Annotated in this window: 19 protein-coding genes; 7 read left to right on the top strand and 12 right to left on the bottom strand. The window is 66.8% G+C overall.

Annotated elements, in window-relative coordinates:
• Positions 1 to 62: 62 nt before the first annotated feature.
• On the bottom strand, positions 63 to 1,436 hold the full coding sequence (locus G7043_RS01610; RefSeq protein ID WP_166043109.1) for a mycothione reductase: 1,374 nt from the start codon (positions 1,434 to 1,436) through the stop codon (positions 63 to 65).
• A gap of 156 nt (positions 1,437 to 1,592) precedes the next feature.
• Entirely contained in the window at positions 1,593 to 2,120 is a 528-nt protein-coding gene (locus tag G7043_RS01605; protein ID WP_166043107.1) for a YbhB/YbcL family Raf kinase inhibitor-like protein, read from the bottom strand.
• Positions 2,121 to 2,298: 178 nt separating this feature from the next.
• Between G7043_RS01605 and G7043_RS01600 the strand changes: the two genes are divergently transcribed.
• The 3 genes from G7043_RS01600 to G7043_RS01590 all read left to right on the top strand — a co-directional run bounded on the left by G7043_RS01600 (position 2,299) and on the right by G7043_RS01590 (position 4,027).
• Positions 2,299 to 2,976 carry a polysaccharide deacetylase family protein gene (locus G7043_RS01600; RefSeq protein ID WP_313887658.1) on the top strand — a complete coding sequence of 226 codons (678 nt, stop codon included), beginning with the start codon at positions 2,299 to 2,301 and terminating at the stop codon, positions 2,974 to 2,976.
• A gap of 25 nt (positions 2,977 to 3,001) precedes the next feature.
• Positions 3,002 to 3,493, top strand: coding sequence for an AMIN-like domain-containing (lipo)protein (locus tag G7043_RS01595; RefSeq protein ID WP_166043103.1), 492 nt, complete (start codon positions 3,002 to 3,004; stop codon positions 3,491 to 3,493).
• A gap of 63 nt (positions 3,494 to 3,556) precedes the next feature.
• Positions 3,557 to 4,027 (top strand): AMIN-like domain-containing (lipo)protein, encoded by a 471-nt coding sequence (locus tag G7043_RS01590; protein WP_166043102.1) that lies wholly within the window; start codon positions 3,557 to 3,559, stop codon positions 4,025 to 4,027.
• A gap of 55 nt (positions 4,028 to 4,082) precedes the next feature.
• Here the strand turns inward: G7043_RS01590 and lon are convergent, their stop codons facing one another.
• Positions 4,083 to 6,431 carry an endopeptidase La gene (gene lon / locus G7043_RS01585; RefSeq protein ID WP_166043100.1) on the bottom strand — a complete coding sequence of 783 codons (2,349 nt, stop codon included), beginning with the start codon at positions 6,429 to 6,431 and terminating at the stop codon, positions 4,083 to 4,085.
• A gap of 165 nt (positions 6,432 to 6,596) precedes the next feature.
• On the opposite strand from lon, the gene G7043_RS01580 reads away from it, so the two are divergent.
• The gene (locus G7043_RS01580; RefSeq protein ID WP_166044880.1) at positions 6,597 to 7,391 is read left to right on the top strand and encodes an SAM-dependent methyltransferase; all 795 of its coding nucleotides are present in this window, start codon (positions 6,597 to 6,599) and stop codon (positions 7,389 to 7,391) included.
• Here G7043_RS01580 and srmL read toward each other — a convergent pair.
• The 6 genes from srmL to G7043_RS01550 all read right to left on the bottom strand — a co-directional run bounded on the left by srmL (position 7,364) and on the right by G7043_RS01550 (position 13,967).
• Positions 7,364 to 8,392, bottom strand: a complete 1,029-nt coding sequence (gene srmL, locus G7043_RS01575) for a PheS-related mystery ligase SrmL (RefSeq protein WP_166043098.1) — start codon at positions 8,390 to 8,392, stop codon at positions 7,364 to 7,366. The two genes, G7043_RS01580 and srmL, sit on opposite strands and share 28 nt — an antisense overlap.
• A 126-nt stretch (positions 8,393 to 8,518) precedes the next feature.
• Positions 8,519 to 10,399 carry a patatin-like phospholipase family protein gene (locus G7043_RS01570; RefSeq protein ID WP_166043096.1) on the bottom strand — a complete coding sequence of 627 codons (1,881 nt, stop codon included), beginning with the start codon at positions 10,397 to 10,399 and terminating at the stop codon, positions 8,519 to 8,521.
• An 87-nt stretch (positions 10,400 to 10,486) separates the two neighbouring features.
• Complete coding sequence (locus tag G7043_RS01565) at positions 10,487 to 11,209, bottom strand: GntR family transcriptional regulator (RefSeq protein ID WP_166043094.1); 723 nt, start codon at positions 11,207 to 11,209, stop codon at positions 10,487 to 10,489.
• A 33-nt stretch (positions 11,210 to 11,242) separates the two neighbouring features.
• Positions 11,243 to 11,776: a GntR family transcriptional regulator gene (locus G7043_RS01560; protein WP_166043092.1), complete on the bottom strand. Its 534-nt coding sequence runs from the start codon at positions 11,774 to 11,776 to the stop codon at positions 11,243 to 11,245.
• A gap of 53 nt (positions 11,777 to 11,829) precedes the next feature.
• Positions 11,830 to 12,732: a phosphotransferase enzyme family protein gene (locus tag G7043_RS01555; RefSeq protein ID WP_166043090.1), complete on the bottom strand. Its 903-nt coding sequence runs from the start codon at positions 12,730 to 12,732 to the stop codon at positions 11,830 to 11,832.
• Between the two features lie 5 nt (positions 12,733 to 12,737).
• Positions 12,738 to 13,967: a helix-turn-helix domain-containing protein gene (locus G7043_RS01550; RefSeq protein WP_166043089.1), complete on the bottom strand. Its 1,230-nt coding sequence runs from the start codon at positions 13,965 to 13,967 to the stop codon at positions 12,738 to 12,740.
• A gap of 222 nt (positions 13,968 to 14,189) precedes the next feature.
• Here G7043_RS01550 and G7043_RS01545 point away from each other — a divergent pair, with 222 nt between their 5' ends.
• From G7043_RS01545 to G7043_RS01535, 3 genes are read left to right on the top strand one after another with little or no spacing between them, the layout of a single operon-like run.
• Entirely contained in the window at positions 14,190 to 14,537 is a 348-nt protein-coding gene (locus tag G7043_RS01545; RefSeq protein WP_166043087.1) for a hypothetical protein, read from the top strand.
• A gap of 27 nt (positions 14,538 to 14,564) precedes the next feature.
• Entirely contained in the window at positions 14,565 to 15,431 is an 867-nt protein-coding gene (locus G7043_RS01540) for a helix-turn-helix domain-containing protein (RefSeq protein WP_166043085.1), read from the top strand.
• 15 nt (positions 15,432 to 15,446) lie between these two features.
• On the top strand, positions 15,447 to 16,280 hold the full coding sequence (locus G7043_RS01535) for a helix-turn-helix domain-containing protein (RefSeq protein WP_166043083.1): 834 nt from the start codon (positions 15,447 to 15,449) through the stop codon (positions 16,278 to 16,280).
• Here G7043_RS01535 and G7043_RS01530 read toward each other — a convergent pair.
• From G7043_RS01530 to G7043_RS01520, 3 genes are read right to left on the bottom strand one after another with little or no spacing between them, the layout of a single operon-like run.
• Positions 16,277 to 16,792, bottom strand: coding sequence for an AAA family ATPase (locus tag G7043_RS01530; protein ID WP_166043081.1), 516 nt, complete (start codon positions 16,790 to 16,792; stop codon positions 16,277 to 16,279). The two genes, G7043_RS01535 and G7043_RS01530, sit on opposite strands and share 4 nt — an antisense overlap.
• The gene (locus G7043_RS47475) at positions 16,789 to 17,424 is read right to left on the bottom strand and encodes a CatB-related O-acetyltransferase (RefSeq protein WP_166043079.1); all 636 of its coding nucleotides are present in this window, start codon (positions 17,422 to 17,424) and stop codon (positions 16,789 to 16,791) included. Before G7043_RS47475 ends, G7043_RS01530 begins: the two co-directional genes overlap by 4 nt.
• Complete coding sequence (locus G7043_RS01520) at positions 17,421 to 19,253, bottom strand: ABC transporter ATP-binding protein (RefSeq protein ID WP_390827101.1); 1,833 nt, start codon at positions 19,251 to 19,253, stop codon at positions 17,421 to 17,423. The genes G7043_RS47475 and G7043_RS01520 overlap by 4 nt, the downstream gene beginning before the upstream one ends.
• Positions 19,254 to 19,310 lie beyond the last annotated feature (57 nt).

Here is a 19,310-nt window from a genome sequence, read left to right as displayed (position 1 = left end):
CTGCATCGTGGTGGGCGAGTGCGGTTTCCGGCAGTTGCGGAAGTCCCTGTCGTTCGAGGCCTTCAGTCCAGCGGCAGGTTGAGGAGCGCGTTCTCGACCACTTCGGGCATCGCCGGATGGATCCAGTACTGCCCCTGTGCCATGGACTTCGCGTCCAGCCCGAAGCTCATCGCCTGGATGAGCGGCTGGATCACCGTCGACGCCTGCGGGCCGATGATGTGCGCGCCGATGAGCTGCCCGGTGGCCGGATCGGCGAGCAGCTTCGCGAATCCGGTCGTGTCCTCCATCGCCCAGCCGTAGGCGATGCTCGCGTAGGCCTGGCTCGCCGTGACGTACCGGATCCCCGCGGCCTTCGCCTGCTCCTCGGTGAGGCCGACGCTAGCGATCTGCGGGCTGGAGAACACCGCGGCCGGGACGAACCGGTGGTCGCTCTTGATCTGGTCGTCGGGGTTGAGCAGGTTGTGCTTGACGACGCGGGCCTCGTGGTTGGCGACGTGCTTGAGCTGGTAGTCGGAGCTGATGTCGCCCAGCGCGAGGATGTGCTGCTGACTGGTGCGCTGGTACTCGTCGACCTTGATCCGGCCGTCCGGATGGGTCTCGATGCCCGCGTTGTCGACTTCGAGCAGATCCGTGTTCGGCCGGCGGCCTGTCGCGACGAGGAGTAGTTCCGCCTCAACGGTTTCCGCGCCGTCGGGGCCCTCCATGTGGAGCTTCACGCCGTTCGCCGTCTTTTCGGCGCGGATGGTCTTGCGCTGCAGGCGGACGTCCCACTTCTGCTTCGCGATCTCGGTGAAGCGCTCGGCGACCTCCAGGTCCTCGTGGCGGAGCAGGAGGTTCGAGCGGGCGATCACGGTGACCTTGACGCCGAAGCTGCTGAACACGTGCGCGAACTCGGAGGCGATGAAGCCGCTGCCCAGGATGATCAGGCTCTCGGGCAGCTCGTCCAGGCGCATGATGGTGTCGCTGGTGTGGAAGCCGGTGGTGTCCAGGTCGGCGACGTCCGGGATGCTCGGGCGGCTGCCGGCTGCGATCACGATCCGGTCGGCGGTGATTCGTTCTCCGGTGCCGGTGTTGATCGTGTGCGCGTCTTCGAAGGTTGCTGTGCCTTCGTAGACGGTGACGTTGGCGTTCTCGTTGGCGCGCCAGTTCCGGCCGCCTGCCGAGATCGGGTCGATTCGGTTGAAGATGCGGTCGCGGATTTCTGGCCAGTGGACGGCGTCAAGCGTGGCGTCCACGCCTAGTTTTTTGGCGTTGGCCGGGGCTGCGGCCTGGTCCGCGGTGTGGACGAACATCTTGGTGGGGATGCAGCCCACGTTCAGGCAGGTGCCTCCGAAGGTTCCCTTTTCGAGGATGGCGATCTGCCAGCCCGCCATCGCTTCGTCGGGGATGGAGTTGCCGGAGCCGGTGCCGATGATGACCAGGTCGAAGTGCCTCACGTGTCGATCCAACCATTTGTGGGTGGGTGGTGTTCCCTTTGTCGGGTTACGTGGGGCTTACAGGGGCCCCGGGACGTTGATGAGGGGAGCTTTCATGAACCTCAGGTTCATGAAAGCTCCCCTCATCAACCTCGGGAGCGGAGGGGTTGAGCGCCCCTAGTGCTGGTAGGTCGGCGTGATGATTGCGCGCGCCAAGGTGTGGAAGGCCAGGTTGAAGCTCACCACTGCGGGGGAGGCGTCGGCGTCCACGTCCAGTTTGTCCACGTCCACGGCGTGCACCACGAAGTAGTAGCGGTGCGGGTGGTCGCCCTTCGGTGGGGCGGCGCCGCCGAATGCTCGGGTGCTGTAGTCGGAGCGGACGTGGAAGGCGTCACCCGGAAGTGTGGCGTCCGAGGTGCCTGCGCCGGTGTCCAATTGGGTGGTGGTTGCGGGGATGTTGACCGCTACCCAGTGCCAGAAACCGGAGGGGGTGGGGGCGTCGGGGTCGTAGCAGGTGACCACGAAGCTGCGGGTTTCCTCTGGGAAGCCGGACCAGGAGAGCTGGGGTGAGGTGTTGCCGCCTTCGAAGACCTGGGCGTCGGGGAGTTGCTCGCCGTCGCGCACGTCCGTGGAGGTGACGGTGAAGGTGCCCACCTGTGGGAGCAACTGGTAGGGGTCGGGCGCTACTGGGCGCTCGAGGCTCATGGAACTCCTCCTTTTCGTGATCAGTTCGAGCCTATCTGCGTGCAACCATGAGGGCCTGCGCGGCGTCTTCCGCGTGGAGGGGGAATTGATGTCCAGGTTGCGGCTTTGTGCTGCCTTTTTGCTGGTTGTCGGGCTGGTTTCGTGTGGGGAGCGGCCTGATGCGGAGTCGGGTGCTCCCGTGCTCACGACGGCGTCGCCGGTGACCACCACCGCGCCGGAGCGGCCCAAGCGGATGTTCGAGCCGCCGTACGTGTACGGGACGGTGCAGGCCAAGGCGCCCGCGATCGTGGACGGAATGGTGCCGGTTGTCGCGCACATTCCGATGGACAAGCCGTATGTGTTCATCACGATCGACGACGGGGCGGTGCAGCATCCGAAGGCGCGCGAGTTGATGATCGAGGCTGGTGTGTGGCCGTCGGTGTTCCTCAACACGAAGTACGCCGAGGGGCACAAGGACTACTTCAAGAGCCTGCCCACCACGGTCCACAGCCACACGAGCAACCACCCGAACCTGCAGGGCAAGCCGTTGGAGTTCCAGAAGAACGAGATCTGCGGGAACGCGGATTTCCTGGCTACCGACTACGGCAAGCGGCCGACGCTGTTCCGGCCGCCGTTCGGCAACTACGACGCGACGACGCGCCAGGCGGCGGCCAGTTGTGGGTTCAAGGCGCTGGTCAACTGGACGGCCGCGGTCAACGACGGGCGGGTGCAGTTCCAGCAGGGGGACAAGCTCAAGGCCGGGGACATCGTGTTGATGCACTTCCGGACGACGTTCGTCGAGGATTTCACCGCGTTCTTGAACCGGGCCAAGCAAGATGGACTCACTCCAGTGCCACTGGAGGACTTTCTGGGGTAGCAAGACCGTGAAGAGGGGGATCTTCATGAAGAAGTTCGTTGCCGCGCTCGTCGCCGTGGTCATGGCGGTGATGGTCGTGCCGAGTGCTTCGGCCGCCGCCTACGCGCAGCTGACCAACGTCCGGACCGGGCACCACCCGACGTTCGACCGCGTGGTGTTCGACCTCACCGGTGGGCAGGTGCCGGTCACCATCAGCGCCATCACGGAGCCGACGAACTGCGGCTCCGGCAAGCCGATCTCGGCCAAGGGCGTGGAGTTCCTGGAGGTGCGGCTGCAGCCGGCCGACGGGCACTCGTACACCGGGTCGCGCAACATCACGACAGGGCTGCCGACGGCGCAGAGCGTCGTGTTCACCTGCGACTTCGAGGCGGACTTGTCGATCGCGATCGGTGTGGGCCACAGCAACGCGACCTACAACGCGTACTACCTGGCCAACCCGCTGCGGTACGTGGTCGATGTCCATCACGCGGGCTCTGCGGCGGCGGGGACCGAGAACTTCCACGACCACAACAACTGACGCAACTGTGGTCTGGCTCACACGTCTATTGAGCATCAGGAGCCCTGGAGAGGGGGCCGAAAGATGAACAGACGCCTTGCCGCGGTGCTGGTGGCGGTGCTCGCGGTCTTCACGTTCGTCCCGATGGCGTCGGCGCAGAGCACGCCCACGCTGTCGAACATCAGGACCGGTCAGCACGACGGCTTCAGCCGGGTCGTGCTGGACCTGTCCGGCCTGCCGACCGAACACCGGGTCCGGGAGGTCAGCGGGGTCGCGAACTGCGGCTCCGGCAACCCGATCGCGATGCCGGAAAGTGCCGAGATCCTCGAGGTCACGCTGATCGGTGCGGCCGCGCACGACGAGAACGGCAACCCCACCTATACCGGGTCGCGGAACTTCTTGACGCCCGGCCTCACCCACGTCAAGCGGGTCGCGCTCACGTGCGACTTCGAGGCCACGCTGGGAGTTGCTGTTGGTTACGGCAACGCCAACTCGTGGCACCGGGTCTTCACGCTGACCAGTCCGAACCGGCTCGTCATCGACGTCGGCCTGTGAACTTGATGAGGGGAGCTTTCATAAACCTGAGGTTTATGAAAGCTCCCCTCATCAACTACGCCGCAACGGTCGCGACGGTCTCCTTCGAGAGCGCGTGCTCCAGCACCTCGGCCACGTCCGAGACGAAGTGCACGGTCAGCTGCTCACGCACCGACTCCGGCACGTCGTCCAGGTCGGGCTCGTTGCGCTGAGGCAGCAGCACGGTCGTGATGCCCGCGCGGTGCGCGGCGAGCAGCTTCTGCTTCACGCCGCCGATCGGCAGTACGCGGCCGGTCAACGAGATCTCGCCCGTCATCGCCACGTCCGAGCGCACCGGGCGGCCGGACAGCAGCGAGGCCAGCGCCGTCGTCATCGTGACGCCCGCGGACGGGCCGTCCTTCGGCACCGCGCCCGCCGGGACGTGGATGTGCACGCCACGGCCGTCCAGCGACGCCGCCTTGTCGTCGTGCGAACGCAGGTACGACAACGCGATCTGCGCGGACTCCTTCATCACGTCGCCCAGCTGGCCCGTCAGCGTGACGCCGGACGCGCCGGTGTCCTTCGGTGCCAGCGAGGCCTCGATGAACAGCACGTCGCCGCCGACGCCCGTGACGGCCAGACCCGTTGCCACGCCGGGCACCGAGGTGCGTTCGGCCGACTCGGGGGTGTTCTTCGGGCTGCCCAGGTACGACTTCAGCGACAGCTGGTCGACGACGACCGGCAGTTCCGTGTCGCCCAAGGCCACCTTCGCGGTCACCTTGCGCAACACCCTCGCCAACGCACGCTCCAGTTGCCGCACACCGGCTTCGCGGGTGTACTCGCTCGCCAGCTGGTGCAGTGCGGGCTTGTCGAACGTGACGTCCTCAGGAGTGAGGCCGGCGCGGTCGAGCTGGCGCGGCAGCAGGTGCCCGCTGGCGATCGTGACCTTCTCGTCCTCGGTGTAGCCGTCGAGCTGCACGAGTTCCATCCGGTCGAGCAACGGAGCCGGGATCGACTCCAGGACGTTCGCGGTCGCGAGGAACACGACGTCCGAGAGGTCGAGCTCGACCTCCAGGTAGTGGTCGCGGAACGTGTGGTTCTGCGCCGGGTCCAGCACCTCGAGCAACGCCGCCGTGGGGTCGCCGCGGTAGTCGGAGCCGACCTTGTCGATCTCGTCGAGCAGCACGACCGGGTTCATCGAGCCTGCCTCGCTGATCGCGCGGACGATCCGGCCCGGCAGCGCGCCGACGTACGTGCGGCGGTGACCGCGGATCTCGGCCTCGTCGCGCACACCGCCCAGGGCGACGCGCACGAACTTGCGGCCCATCGCCCGCGCCACGGACTCACCGAGCGAGGTCTTGCCCACGCCGGGAGGGCCCGTCAGGGCGAGCACGGCGCCGGAACGACGTCCACCGACGACGCCCATGCCGCGGTCGGCACGACGCTTGCGCACGGCCAGGTACTCGGTGATGCGCTGCTTCACGTCGTCGAGGCCCGCGTGGTCGGCGTCGAGGATCTCGCGCGCGGCCTTGATGTCGTAGGAGTCCTCGGTCCGGGAGTTCCACGGAATCTCGAGGACGGTGTCGAGCCACGTCCGGATCCAGCCCACCTCTGGCGACTGCTCGGAGGTGCGCTCCAGCTTGTCGACCTCGGCCAGCGCGGCCTTGAGCACCTTCTCCGGCAGCTCGGCGGCCTCGACGCGGGCCCGGTAGTCCTCCTGCTCGGTGGCGGGCTTGCCGTCGAGCTCGGCCAGCTCCTTGCGGATCGCGGCCATCTGCTGGCGCAGCAGGAACTCCCGCTGCTGCTTCTCGACGCCTTCCTTGACGTCCTTGGCGATCGTCTCGTTGACGTCCAGCTCGGTCAGGTGCGCCTGACCCCACTCCAGCAGCTTCTCCAGCCGCGTGGTGACGTCGGCCGTCTCCAGCAGCCAGACCTTCTGCTTCTCGTCGATGTACGACGCGTAGCCCGCGAGGTCGGCCAGCGCGGAGGGGTCGTCGATCTGCTGGACGGAGTCGACCATCTGCCACGCGCCGCGCGTCTGCAGGATGTTCGTCACGAGAGCGCGGTACTGCTTCGCGAGCTCCCGCGTCCGGTCGGTGATCTCGGACTCGTCCGCGATGGTCGCGTTCACCCACAGCGCCGCGCCCGGCCCCGTGGTGCCCGTGCCGATGCGCACGCGCTTGGTGCCGCGCACGACGGCGGCGCGCTCGCCGCCGGGCAGACGGCCCACCTGTTCGATCTCGGCCAGTGTTCCCACCGCCGCGTACTTCCCGTCCAGACGTGGGACGAGCAGCACTTGATGATTTGCCGCGGTCGTCGCCGCGTCTACCGCCGCACGGGCCTCAGCGCTCGCGTCCGCACCGGAGATGCGGATCGGCACCACCATGCCGGGCAGCACCACGACGTCGTCCAGCGGCAGTACCGGCAGGGCCAGAGTCTCGCCCATCACGTCACCCTCCAAAGTTGAGTCTTTACCGCTCAACCAACTGGAGCGTGGTGGTGTTCCCCTCCGGTGTTCGCTGTCAGCGAGCGGCCCCGGCCCCGACACGATCCGGGGATCGCACGGCTGGCGGTGGACACTCGTGTGCGCACGAGCAAGGATGCGCCCGTGATGGAAGAGCTGAAGTGGGTCCCGTCCACGGTCGACGTCACCCGTCCGAGCGTGGCGCGGATGTACGACTACTACTTGGGCGGCTCGCACAACTTCGAAGCCGACCGTGCCGCCGCCAAGCAGGTGGAGCAACTCTTCCCCGGCGTCGCGCAGAGCGCTCAGGCGAACCGCTCGTTCCTGCGCCGGGTCGTCCGCCACCTCGTCGCCGAGGGCATCGACCAGTTCCTCGACCTGGGCTCGGGCATCCCGACCGTGGGCAACGTCCACGAGATCGCCCAGCAGGACAACCCGGACGCCCGCGTGGTCTACGTCGACTTCGAGCCGGTCGCCGTGTCCCACAGCAACGCCCTGCTGGCCGACAACCCCAACGCCACGGCGGTGCTCGCCGACCTGCGGGCGACCTCGTCGGTGATGGCGGCCGCGCGGGAGCTCCTCGACTTCTCCCGGCCGGTCGGCGTGCTGATCGTCGCGGCGCTGCACTTCGTCCCGGACTCCGACGACCCGTACCAGGCGGTCGCCGAGTACCTGGCGGACCTGCCCTCCGGCTCCTACCTGGCGATCACGCACGCCACCTGGGACACCCTCACCGACGAGCTGCGGGCCGAGGCCGTCGAGATCAAGAAGATCTACAACAACTCCGACAACCAGCTCACCATGCGCACGCACGCCGAGGTGACCAGGTTCTTCGAGGGCATGGAGCTGCTGGAGCCGGGCGTCGTCACGGTGAACGACTGGCGCCCGGACTCCTTCGAGGACCAGACCGGCATCTACGGCGCCGTCGCCCGCAAGCCCTGAAGCAGGCGGTCCCGGATCGCGTTCGTCTCGCGGTCGGTGAGGGTGCGTTCCGGCGCCCTCATCGTCACGCGGAGGAGCACGTTCTTCTGGCCAGGTTCGGCGTTGAGCCGTTCCTGGACGTGGATCGGCAGGTCCTCGGTCCGCGTCTCGCTCAGGATCGTGATCTCCTCGATCACGTCCTCCGGCACCAGCGCGCGGATCTGGTCTCCCAGCGTCTCGATGTCCTCGCAGGCGTGAGCCATGATCGAGATGTCCCTGATCGCGGCGGGGTGCCGGGAGATCGGGCGGTACTCGCCGAGGTCCAGCATCTGGGTCGCGATGCGCGGGTCGGTGTTGCGCAGCAGGCGGATGTCCGGGATTCCCTTGCGCAGCATCACGAGCCGGTCCAGGCCGAGGCCCATCGCGAGGCCGTGCGGGTGATCTTTGACGACGTGCCGCGCGGCTCGTCCGCACTCGCCGATCTCGACCCACTGACCGTCGTGCTCGACGTCGATCTGCTTGCCGTGCGTGGTGTACGGGTGTTGCGCGTCGATCGTGCGATATCGCTTGCCGGGCAACAAGGTGGTGACGACCGTGTCGATGAGGTCGTCGAGTTCCTCCTGGTCGGTGGAGATCCGCCAGACGTCGAGCTGGTGCGGTGTTCCGGTGTGCAGGCGATCGACCGTGTCACGGCGGTAGACGAGACCGGGGCAGAGCAGCGTCACGTCCGGGACGGCGTCTTTGAGCGCCGGCGGGATCATCGCCGTGGTGTGGCTGCGCAGCATGCACGTCTCGCTGACGTACCGGGTGTAGCGGGCTTCCCGGGTGATCGCGTCGGACGGATAACCGAGGTGCTCGTAGTTGTGCTCCACCGGCACGAGCGGATGGTGCCGGACTTCGCGCGGATTGTGCAGGACCGCCTTGAGATCGGCGATCAGCAACTGCATCGCGTGCGGGCCCTGCGCGGGATCGGAGAGATCGCGGACGTTCAGGGCGCGGACGAGTTCATCGGTGCGGTACATGGGGTTTCCCGTTCTCGGTCTGGGGTCTGGTTGCGGAGTCCCCCGACCGACGGGAAGGTTTCAGGCGCGCGCCACCGCCGCGGGTCGGGGGTGGCTAAATCGCGTCATGAACCCAGGTTAGCGCGCCTACTCGGGTGGCGTCAGCCGCAAATCCGGGTCCACCGGCGGCGCTCCGTCGAACGGTCCGTCGTCCTTCAGCCGCCCGACGTGGTCCAGCGCGATCTCGATCCCGGCCCGGTCCGGATCACCGTCGGCCGGGGGAGTGCGGAACCACTCGTGCAGCTCCTCGGGGATCTCGAACCGCGCGAGCAGCTCCTCGTACATCGCGTCGCGGTCCGCCGCCTGCACGCCGAGCTCCTGGTACTCGCGCACCGCCATGCGCAGCCGGATCCAGCGGTAGCGGTCGGTGTTGCGCTGCTGCTCGAAGCGTTCCCGCAGCAGGTCGCCGGCCTTCTGGCCGCGCAACGCCAGCTTTTTGATCGTGGCCGGCGGCATGAACAGGTTCGTGCCGCCCTCGTCGTCGGCCTGCCGCACGTGCGCGATGCGGCCGCGGTAGCCGGGCAGTGCGGACTGCATGGTGTCGCGCCAGTCCAGGAATGTGTCCAAAATGGACACCAGGAACCGCGGCGCGGAACCGATCGACGCGTAGCGCTCACCGGACTTCGACGCGTCCTGCTCCGGCAGCCACACGTCGGTCGTGTCACCCGGCGGGTACGGCTGCAGGCTCAGACCGAACGTGGGCCAGCGCGGCAGCAGCGCGTCGAAGAAGTGAATGGGGAAGTTGCTGGTGATGCCACCGTCGGAGAACCAGTGCACGCGCCCGTCCCGGCACAGCGGCACGGCGGCGATCAGGCCGGGGAACGACAGCGACATCCGCACCGCGAGCACGACCGGCAGCCTGTCCCGTTCGGGCAGGTCGCGCAACGGCATGTACTCGTGCAGCGGGCACTTCGTGTCGGTCTCCGGCCCGTTCATCCCCTCGACCACCCGGCGTGGCAGCACGTACCCGAGGCATTCGTCGCAGTACTGCCAGTTCTCCTGGAACGGCAACCGGTACGGTCGCCCCTGGGACAGATCGGTGGTCATCAGGACGAGGTTGATCTCGCCGAGGTCGCCGAACGTCAGCGCGTGCTCGGTACCCGCCAGCTCGTCCAGCCGGTCCGCGATCCAGTCGGCCAGCGGCGGCACGCCCGTGGACTTCGGCATGCCCGCCAGCCGGTCGAGCCACGACGGCGTGAAGTCGCCGGTGCCCGGCACGAGTCCGAAGTGGATGGACCGGGCGTTGTGCTTGAGGAACTTCTGCATGGCGTACCCGTAGGTGATGGTCAACGCGCTGACTGCCGCGAGCGACAGCACCAGCCACACCAGCAAAACGATCGCGGCCGTCGCATAGTGCCGTGAGAACGCCAGCCCGAGTACAAGCGGCACCAGGGCGAACACCCAAGCGGGCCACGGCAAACTTGACCGCAACGGCCACAGTGCCAGCGCCACGCAGGCGATTGCCAGCACCACGACCAGCGTCGCGAGCCAGCCGGGATAGTCCGCCGGCGCCAGCCACGCCGAGAACAGCACCGGCCCGCCCAGCCACAGCAACGCCATCAGCGTCAGCACCGCCTTCGCCCGCAGCCCCACCGCGCCGAGCAGCGCGAAGAACAGGCACGAGATCGCGCTGCGCCCCGTCGTCTCGCGCTTCTGCATGGTCGCGACCGCGATCCGGTACAGCGCACGGGTTTTGTCGGTGGGCTGGAACAACTGCGCGAGCCGCCACCGGTCCGCGCCCTCGCCGGAGGTGAACCAGTCGATCAGCTTCGTCAGCTTCTCGAACCCACCGGAAGCACGACCGCGTTCGGCAGCCGCCGTGAACGCCGCGGCGATGGCTCCCGCGGACGCGCCACCGATCTGCTTGAACTCGTAGTGGCGCGCCAGCGACGCGACAGCGAGCGGGTACACGACACCGCTGGTCGTGCCGCCGCGCATGGTCAGGTCGCAGTAGCGGTCGTACTCCATGTGCTCATGGTCGCGCGATCAGCTGCATTCGTCGCGAAAGTTCACTCGGACGCCATCGAATCGATCTCCACTCGTTGGCCTGGCCGATCAACCGGGCTCCACGGCCTGGTGGTAGAGGAGTTCGTACAGGTGTGCACCCTTGATGAGGACGGACGCTTCGATCGGACGTTCGTTGTCGCTGTAGACGACCCGAAGCTGGCGGATCACCGGTGTGCCGTCAGGAAGGTCGAGCATCTCGGCTTCTTCCACGGTAGGCGGACGCGCCGAGATCCGGTCGACGAAAGCTCGCTGGGGAAATCCGAGATCCGCGAGTGCGTCGGGAGCGCCGCCGCGAATCTTCACCGGTTCGGCGAGGCTGCTCTTGGCTGCGATGTCCGTGGGGTAGTACGACGCGGACAACTCGACAGGCTGGTCGTCGTGGAAGAGGATTCTGGTGCGGACGATGGCTGTTGTGCCCGCCTCCAGCCGCAGTCCGTCGATGATGTCCGCAGGCGGGACAACAGTGTCGACGGTCAGCAACTGATAGCGAAAACGGTCTGGCGCAGGTGCGATGTACGCGGCGGCGTCGATCACGAACGGCCGCCGGTCGCGGACGTAGACACCCTTGCCGACGCGACTGTCGAGGAAGCCTTCGTCCTTGAGCGCCTTGAGTGCGTGCTGGATGGTCGCATTCGCCACGCCGTACTGGGCGACGAGTTGCGCGGTGGACGGCAACTGCGTGCCCGGACTCAGGTCACCACGCATGATGAGATCGCGCAGGTCCGCTGCGATCTGCTGGTGCCTCGGTCGGAGGTCACGTGCGCGGGACAAAGCCGGCTCCTCGTTGGGGCGTAGTCATAGCGGTCATGGCGTCAGCTCGTAGCGCAACCGTCGCCCGTCGGCCGTCATCGTCATGATGCTGGCTTCGACCGGCAGGTCGTTGTTGGTGAAAAGCGTTCGTGCGAGCACCAGCACGCAGGACGGTTCGTCGAGTTGCAGTGTGGCTCGTTCATCCGGTGTGGCCAAACGCGCGCTGACGTCCTCGCTGATGCGGCGCGGAGGGTGACCGAGGTCGGCCAGGAGAGCGACTGCCCCGCCGGGGATCTTGCGCGTCTCGGCCAGCCGGGTACCGCGCGCGATGGCCGCTGGGTAGTACGAGTCAGTGAGCTCGACGGGGTGATCGTCGAAAAGCATGAGGCGGCGCCTCACGATCACCGGTTCGTCCGGGGCCAGGCCGAGCATGTGGGCGACGGCCGTTGAGGCCGCCATCTCGTCCACGCTGAGCAGCTTCTGGGTTCCTGTGCCGCCGTGCTCGGCCGCTTCGGCACCCCAGGCGTCGCCGCGCTGACCGCTCACGTACGGCATCGACACGCTCGTCCACGGGCCGATGTTCGTCATCGCTCGCCCTCCTCGGTCTGCGGATTGACTATCTCGGCACTCGCACCAGGGGCTCAGAGGATGAACCACCTTGAGTTCGAGTTCTCGCCCAGCTGAGCGATTCGCCGATGTACCTCGGCGGCCTGCGGAGTTCCTCGTGCCGACTTCCGCGCGTTCGTGGTGATCATCCTCAGCTCACGCAGGTTCTTGAAGACCTCGTAGCTCGACCACTCGCGGACATCTCGTCCGTAGCGCTCGCAGAACTGGTCGTACTCCTCCGGCGGGAACCCGAACCTCCGGCAGTGAACTTCGACGGTCACGAGGTCCCATTCCACCGGGCCGAATGCGGCACTCTCCCAGTCACACAGGACCGCGCCCTGAACGTCGTTGTCCCACAACGTGTTGCGGTGCTGCGGGTCGCCATGGATGAGGCGGGGTTCGCTCGTTTCCACGAGCCGCAGACGAGCAGCGACGTCGTTGAGGAACTCCTCCAGCACGGTCCGTTCGACGTCAGAGACGATGGTGCTGGCTTCGATCGAGTGTCGGATCATTCCGAGCGCATCCAGTTGCGGCAGCTCAAGCGGCACCGGTCCGAGGCGGTGCAGGGACAAGAGTGGTCGCGCGATGTCTTCCGCAGAGACTGCTTGGCTCTGTGGGAGATAACGCCACAGGGTGACCGCGCAGCCGGCCAGGTGCATCGGCTGCTCGATGTCGAGCAGGGGAACGGTAGGCACATGTTGCTCGGCCAGCCACCACACCAGCTTGACGACGTCTTCGGTGTGCCTGATGCCGGGTCGCACGACCTTGACGACCACCGGCGCTGTGCTGAGCTGGTACACCGCGTTCGTCTGGTGTCTGAGCAACACCATGTCCGCGGGGTCGAGGCCAGCTCGGTGGCATGCCTCGATCGCGGCAAGTCGAGTGCGATCTGGGCTGAACGTGGACTCGGTGAGCTGCGGCAGCTCTCGGCCTGCCACCGCCATCAGGTTCCGCTCTTCGGTGCTACAAGCTCCCGGAGTTCACTGACTGCGGGACGTTCCCACCGCTGCGTGGGGATTGCCTGCACGACATCAGTCGCTCGCTTGAGGACGATGCGAGTGCGGTGGTCCGCAGGCAGGTTGAGCAGAGTGTCGACGGCGAGGCTGCAGGCGTCGTCGACGTCGCCGTCGACGGCCTCGCCGATGGCCTGATCGAGCCTGATGAGCGCGGGGTCGATGGCAAGCGTTGGATCGCTGCGATAGCGCTCGAGTGCCTCTTGCTGGACATGACGAGCACGGTCGAACTCACCGAGGTAGGTGAGCGTGCCAGACAGGTACAGCAGCAGCCTCTTGTCGTTGAACTCGAACGCGGCGTCGGTCGACGGTTCATCCAACCGGTCGACGAGGCGCTGTGCCGTGGCCATGGCCCGCTCGGCACCTTCTGCGTCACCGAGCCGTGCGAGGGCGCGGCCTTCCGCTGCTGCCGCAAGCGCGTTGGCTCCGCACACTTCGTCGGCGGCCAACGCTTGTGCCTCCTGGGCAAGGGAAACGGTGCGCTGTAGTCGCCCGTAGTAGTACGGGAGCATGGCCTCCTGTGCTCGGACCTGTGCCCGCAGACGGCCGTTGGTGGTGTCGTCAGCTGCGAGACGAGCAGTGCCGTACCAGTAGCGTGCCCGGTCGATCTCACCGAGTTTCATCAGAGCGTCCGCACTCAGCAGTCCGAGTACTGCTGTCGCTGTCGACAGTCGTTCCTGCACTCTTGAGGGCTGCCTTTCCTCCGCAAGCTGCTGCACTTCGAGGAGATCCGGCATCAGCTCAGTGAGTACTTGAGCAGGTGGGGTGTGGGTGTAGCTGTCGATCCGGTCGCCGACTCGTTCCTCGATCAGCTTCAGTCGTTCCACCGAGCCGAGTCCTTTCGAAAGCGTCTGGTCAACGAGCAGGCGGGTTCGGTCCAGTCGTCCGAAGAGATCTTCCTGAGCCGCGGGCCCTGTCGGCCAGATGATCGCGAGGGCAGCGGACGTGGGCGCCGCTGTCTGTTCGAGCAACTCATCGAGTTCTGGGAGGGATAGTCCGAGCACTTCTGCGAGCTTCAGTCGCTGCGCTGCCTGAGGCGTTTGTCCTCTGCGCCAGCGTGAGACAGTCGAACGGTCGACACCAAGCGCTGCCGCCAGCGAATCGATCGTGTAGCCAGTGCGCTTGCACGCTTCGACGAACATGTCGCGTCTGGGGCTCATCGACGTACCTCCCCGGTCATCTCCACCTTACGGTAGTCGATGCGCGTTCTCGCAGGTCAAGGGTGATACGCCCACAGAACGCACACGCTCTGCGACGGTTTCGCGCACTTGATGCTCTGTTCGAAGGACGCCTGATCCCACTTTCCTGAAAAGAACACATGGCGGTGAACGAACACTCGTCGATGTGCCCGCTGGGCCAACTGACCGAGGGAAGGAGCGAGCGTGAGCAATCTGGTCTTGTTCACCGAGTTGCGACAGCGTCTCGACGATCACCTTGATCTCGTGTCGCGAGTCGCCGCCGAAGGCGACGCGGAATCCGCCTTGTCGATGATACGGCGGGAAGTCCCAGGCTTGGTCGCGGCGGTGCATGCGCTCGTCGACGAGCATCTCCCGGACGACAACGGCAGTTGCAGAAAGTGTCGCAGCGGACCGTTCTGGCGCAGGATTCCCGCACCGTGCCGGATGCTGATCCAGGTTCACCTCGCTGTCGGAGCAGCCAAAGCGACAACACGGGACCGCACGCGCTGGAGCCCGAGTCGGCACAGGCTGCAAGAGTCCTCAGTGGACTGACTTCCGAACAACACAAGGAATTCGGACATGCCGAAGAGAATCTCCACCGCGCGCGGCCGCGAATTCGGTGAGGGCATGCGAGCGGCCATCACGAACGCGGGACTGACCGCCCGAGAGGCTGCCGATGTGCTGAGCTGGCAGGAGGCCAAGGTCTCGGACGTGGTGACCGGCAGGGGCGGTGTCACCCGGCTCGAAGTCGCACTGCTGCTGGGCGCCTGCCGCACCAAAGCCGACGAGCGCGACCATCTGCTCGAACTCTTCCCGGACAGGGACTCGTCGGGATGGTGGCAGCTGCACGGAAAGTGCGCCCCGGTACGACCACGCACTGCCCTCACTCATCTCGCCGTGGCCGAAACCCTGATCAGCTGGCACACGCACGCGGTGCCGGTCCTCCTCCGGACAGTCGACTACATGCGTGAGGTGTTGACCGCGTCCGCCACGGTGCCGGCCGATGAGGTGGACGAGCGATTGTGTGTCCTGCGGGAGATGCAGGAGCTGCTTGGCAACGGTCTGGACTGCACCTTCTACCTCCATGAAGTGGCGCTCGATGTGCAAATCGGCGGACCAGACGTGCACATCGGCCAGCTGCAGCACCTCATGTTCAAGGCGAACTGGAAGAAGGTCAGGGTCTTGATCGTGCCTGCGGCGGCTGGTGCGCATGCGGGCATGGCGGGGCCCTTCACCCGGCTGACGTTCCCGAAGTACGAGCCGCTGGTGTGGACGGCGACCGAGAATTCCAGTCTCTTCGTCGAGACGAAGGAGGCCGTCGACGGCTACGCGGATGTCATCCGGGCGCTCGACGAGGTCAGCCTGAGCGAGGACGAATCGAGGGATCTGATCATCCGCCGATGCGTGCGCCTCCAAGAGGGCGAGGGTGCGGTGGACGAGTCGTGAGACAGCAAGCTCTTCATGCCTAAGGACTTCAGGGCGACAGCGCTTGAACGAGCCGTCGGGCGGACGTTGGCCGGTTGGCGCAATGAGCTTGGGCTCAGTCTCACCGAGGCCGCTGGGCGGGTGGGGTTCAGTGGCGCCAAGCTGTCCATGATGGAGAACGCGATGCAGCCCTCCGCGCCGGTCGACATCATGGCGCTGGGATACGTCTACAAGGTGCCCACAACCGAGTGGCAGTTCGCAATTTCCCAGTCCCAGCACGCCGCGGGACTCAGGGCGATCACGCGACCGGAACCGGAGATCTTCGATCCGGCGGCGGACCTTCCCCATCTTGTAGCTGACGCGACGCTGCTCCGGACGTTCACCACGGACATGGTGCCCAGCGTGTTCCAGCTCGTCGGCTACACGGATGCGGCCTGTGGAGGCGACCCGGTGAAGGCCGCAATGATGGCTCGCCTGCGGGAGACATGGGCGTCGCGGTCAGACGGCAATGATCCGCTGACGGTCGAGGCGGTCTTCACCGAGGCGGTGCTGCGGCAGGTCGTGGGTGGGCCGCGGCTGATGAAGGCACAGCTGCTTCGTCTCATGGAGGTGACCGAGCAGCCGAACGTGAGCCTTCGAGTCGTGCCGTGGACTCTTCCTGCGATGGGCCCTCCCTTCACCTGGCTGAGCTTTCCTCACCGCCAGCACAACGACGTCGTCTACCACGAGACGTTCCTGCGGAGCGAGTACGTGGAGGAACCCGCCAAGATCGAGCAGGTGTCGCAGCGGTTCATGGCCCTGAGGGACCTCGCGCTCAGCGACGGCGAGTCGATGGAGCTCATCGCAGAGGCAGCTGCTGACGTCAGCTAGACGCGTTCCGCCGCCAGCCAACCCGTGACGACGTCCTGCGCCACCTCGGCCACGGGCTGGTCGGCGTCGCCCACGAAGTCCTCGACCCAGGCCTCCGCGAAGATCTTTTCGAGTTCCTCCGCGCGGTTCAGATGCCACTGCAGGGCCGAGTCGTGGTGCCGCGCGACGAGCCGTTTCCGGATCACCGACAGGTCTGCCTTCAATCTGCACACGGTGAGCTTCGCCCCGGCCGCCGCGGCGTACCGCGAACGATCCGCGCGGCGTTCCAGCACGCCCGCCAGCACCAGCCGATGCGCGCCGGCCTCGGCGTAGTTGCGGGCCACGGCGCTCAGGTTGCGCAGCTCCAGTTCGAGGTCGAACGGATCGTCCGCGGGGCTCGGCCAGCGCTGCCGCAACCGGTCGAGGTCGATCACCGCGTGCGGGACCGAAGCCGCGGCGAGCGCGTCGCCCACGGCCTCGGCCACCGTCGTCTTGCCCACCCCGACCGGGCCGGTGATGAGCAGCGCCCTCATTCCGCGGCCGCCGCCAGTTCCGCGGGCGTGCCCTGCATGATCACGCGGACGTGTTCGGTCACCTTCTCCACCGGCCAGTCCCACCACGCGATCCGTTCCAGCAGCTCGATTTCCTCGTCGCTGTACCGCTTCTTCAGCAGCTTGGCGGGATTCCCGCCGACCACGCCGTACGCCGGTACGTCCGACACCACCACCGAGCCGGAGGCGATGATCGCGCCGTTGCCGATGTGCACGCCCGGCATGATCAACGCCTGATAGCCGATCCACACGTCGTTGCCCACCACCGTGTCCCCGCGGCTCTCCGCCCCGAGCGCGATGTCCAGCGTCTTCTCGCCCCACACCCCGCCGAAGATCGTGAACGGGAACGTCGACACGCCGTCGGTGCGGTGGTTGGCGCCGGACATGATGAACCGCACGCCCTCTGCCAACGCGCAATAACGGCCGATGACCAGCTTTTCGGCGCCGAAGTTGTAGAGCACGTTGCGGCGCTCGAACTCCTCGGCGTGGAACGGGTCGTCGTAGTAGGTGTACTCGCCGACCTCGATCTGCGGGTTCTTCACCAACGGCTTGAGCAGCACCGTGCGCGCGATGTCCGGCAACGGGTAGAGGTTGTCGGGCGAGGGAATGGTCACGGTGCTCCGATCGGCTCTTCGCTGAACTGCGTGCGGTACAACTTGGCGTAGTGGCCTTCCAGCGCCAGCAACGACTCATGCGTACCACGCTCGACGATCTGGCCGCGGTCCACGACGAGGATCTGGTCCGCCGCGCGGATCGTCGACAGCCGGTGCGCGATCACCAGCGAGGTCCGGCCCGCGAGAGCCTCGACCAACGCCTCCTGCACGGCCGCTTCCGAACGCGAGTCCAGGTGTGCGGTCGCCTCGTCCAGGATCACCACGCGCGGCTTGGCCAGCAGCAACCGGGCGATCGTCAGCCGTTGCCGTTCGCCACCGGACAGACGGTAGCCGCGTTCACCCACCACGGTGTCCAACTGATCCGGCAATGACGCCACCAGGTCCGCCAGCCGTGCCCGTGTCAGCGCGTCCCAGATCTCCTCGTCGGTCGCGGACGGCGCCGCCAGCCGCAGATTGGCCCCGATCGACTCGTGGAACAGGTGCCCGTCCTGCGTCACCATGCCCACGGTCTCGCGGATCGAGTCGAACGACAGGTCGCGAACGTCCACACCGGACAGTCGGACCGCGCCGGAATCCGTGTCGTACAACCGAGGCACCAGCGAGGCGATCGTCGACTTGCCCGCGCCCGAAGCGCCGACCAGAGCGATCAGCGAACCAGGCTCTGCGGTGAAGGAAATCCCACCGAGAATCTCCTCGCCACCGCGGGTGTCGAGAGAAGCGACCTCCTCCAGCGACGCCAGCGACACCTTGTCGGCAGACGGGTAGGCGAAGCGCACGTCGGAGAACTCGACGGCGACCGGCCCTTCGGGAACAGCGACCGGCTCAGGCTTCTCCTTGATCAACGGCGGCAGGTCCAGCACCTCGAAGACCCGCTCGAACGACACGAGCGCGGTCATCACGTCCACGCGTGCGCCGGCCAACGCCGTCAACGGCGCGTACAAGCGAGTCAGCAGCAGTGCCAGCGTCACGATCGTGCCCGGCGCCATCTGCCCGGCGAACGCGAAGTACCCGCCCAGCCCGTAGACTAGCGCCAACGCCAGTGAGGACACCAAGGTCAAAGCGACCAGGAACAGCCACTGCGCCACCGCCGTCCGCACGCCGATGTCGCGCACCCGTCGTGCCCGCGCCCCGAACTCCAGGCTCTCCAGTGCTGGCCGGCCGAACAGCTTGATCAACGTCGCACCCGGCGCGGAGAACCGCTCGGTCATCTGGGTCGTCATCGCCGAGTCGAGGTTCGCGGCCTCGCGGTGCATGGACGCCAAACGCTTGCCCATCCGCCGCGCCGGGATCAGGAAGATCGGCAGCAACACCATTGCGAGCACCGTGACCTGCCACGACAGCGTCAGCATCACGACCAGGGTGAGAACCAGCGCGATCACGTTCGTGACGACACCGGAGATCGTCTCGGAGAACGCTCGCTGGGCCGCGATCACGTCGTTGTTCAGCCGCGACACCAGCGCACCGGTGCGAGTACGCGTGAAGAACGCGATCGGCATCCGTTGCACGTGGTCGAAGACGGCCTGGCGCAGCCGCAGGATCAGGTCCTCGCCGACGCGCGAGGACTGCCACCGCTCGGCCAGCGAGAACCCGGCCTCCAGCACCGCCACGCCGGCGATCGCCAGTGCGAGCCACACGACCAGTCCGAAGTCACGGCCGCCGATGATCGTGTCGACGACCCGGCCGGCCAGCACGGGAGAGGCCACCGCGAGCACCGCGGCGACGGCAGAAGTGGCCAGCAACGCGTAGACGGCTCGCCGCTGCGGGCGGGCGAACCGGGCGACACGCTTCAACGTCGCCCGGCTCACCCGGCGGCTTTTCTCGTCCTGCATCGCGCTTTCGAGCGCGTACCAGGCGTTGAAGTCGATGTTCATGACGACCAGTCTCGA

The sequence above is a fragment of the Lentzea alba genome, assembly GCF_011067745.1.
Lineage (GTDB): Bacteria > Actinomycetota > Actinomycetes > Mycobacteriales > Pseudonocardiaceae > Lentzea > Lentzea alba.
The sequence above is the reverse complement of the archived record's forward strand: the minus strand, read 5'-3'. Positions and strand labels throughout refer to the sequence as shown.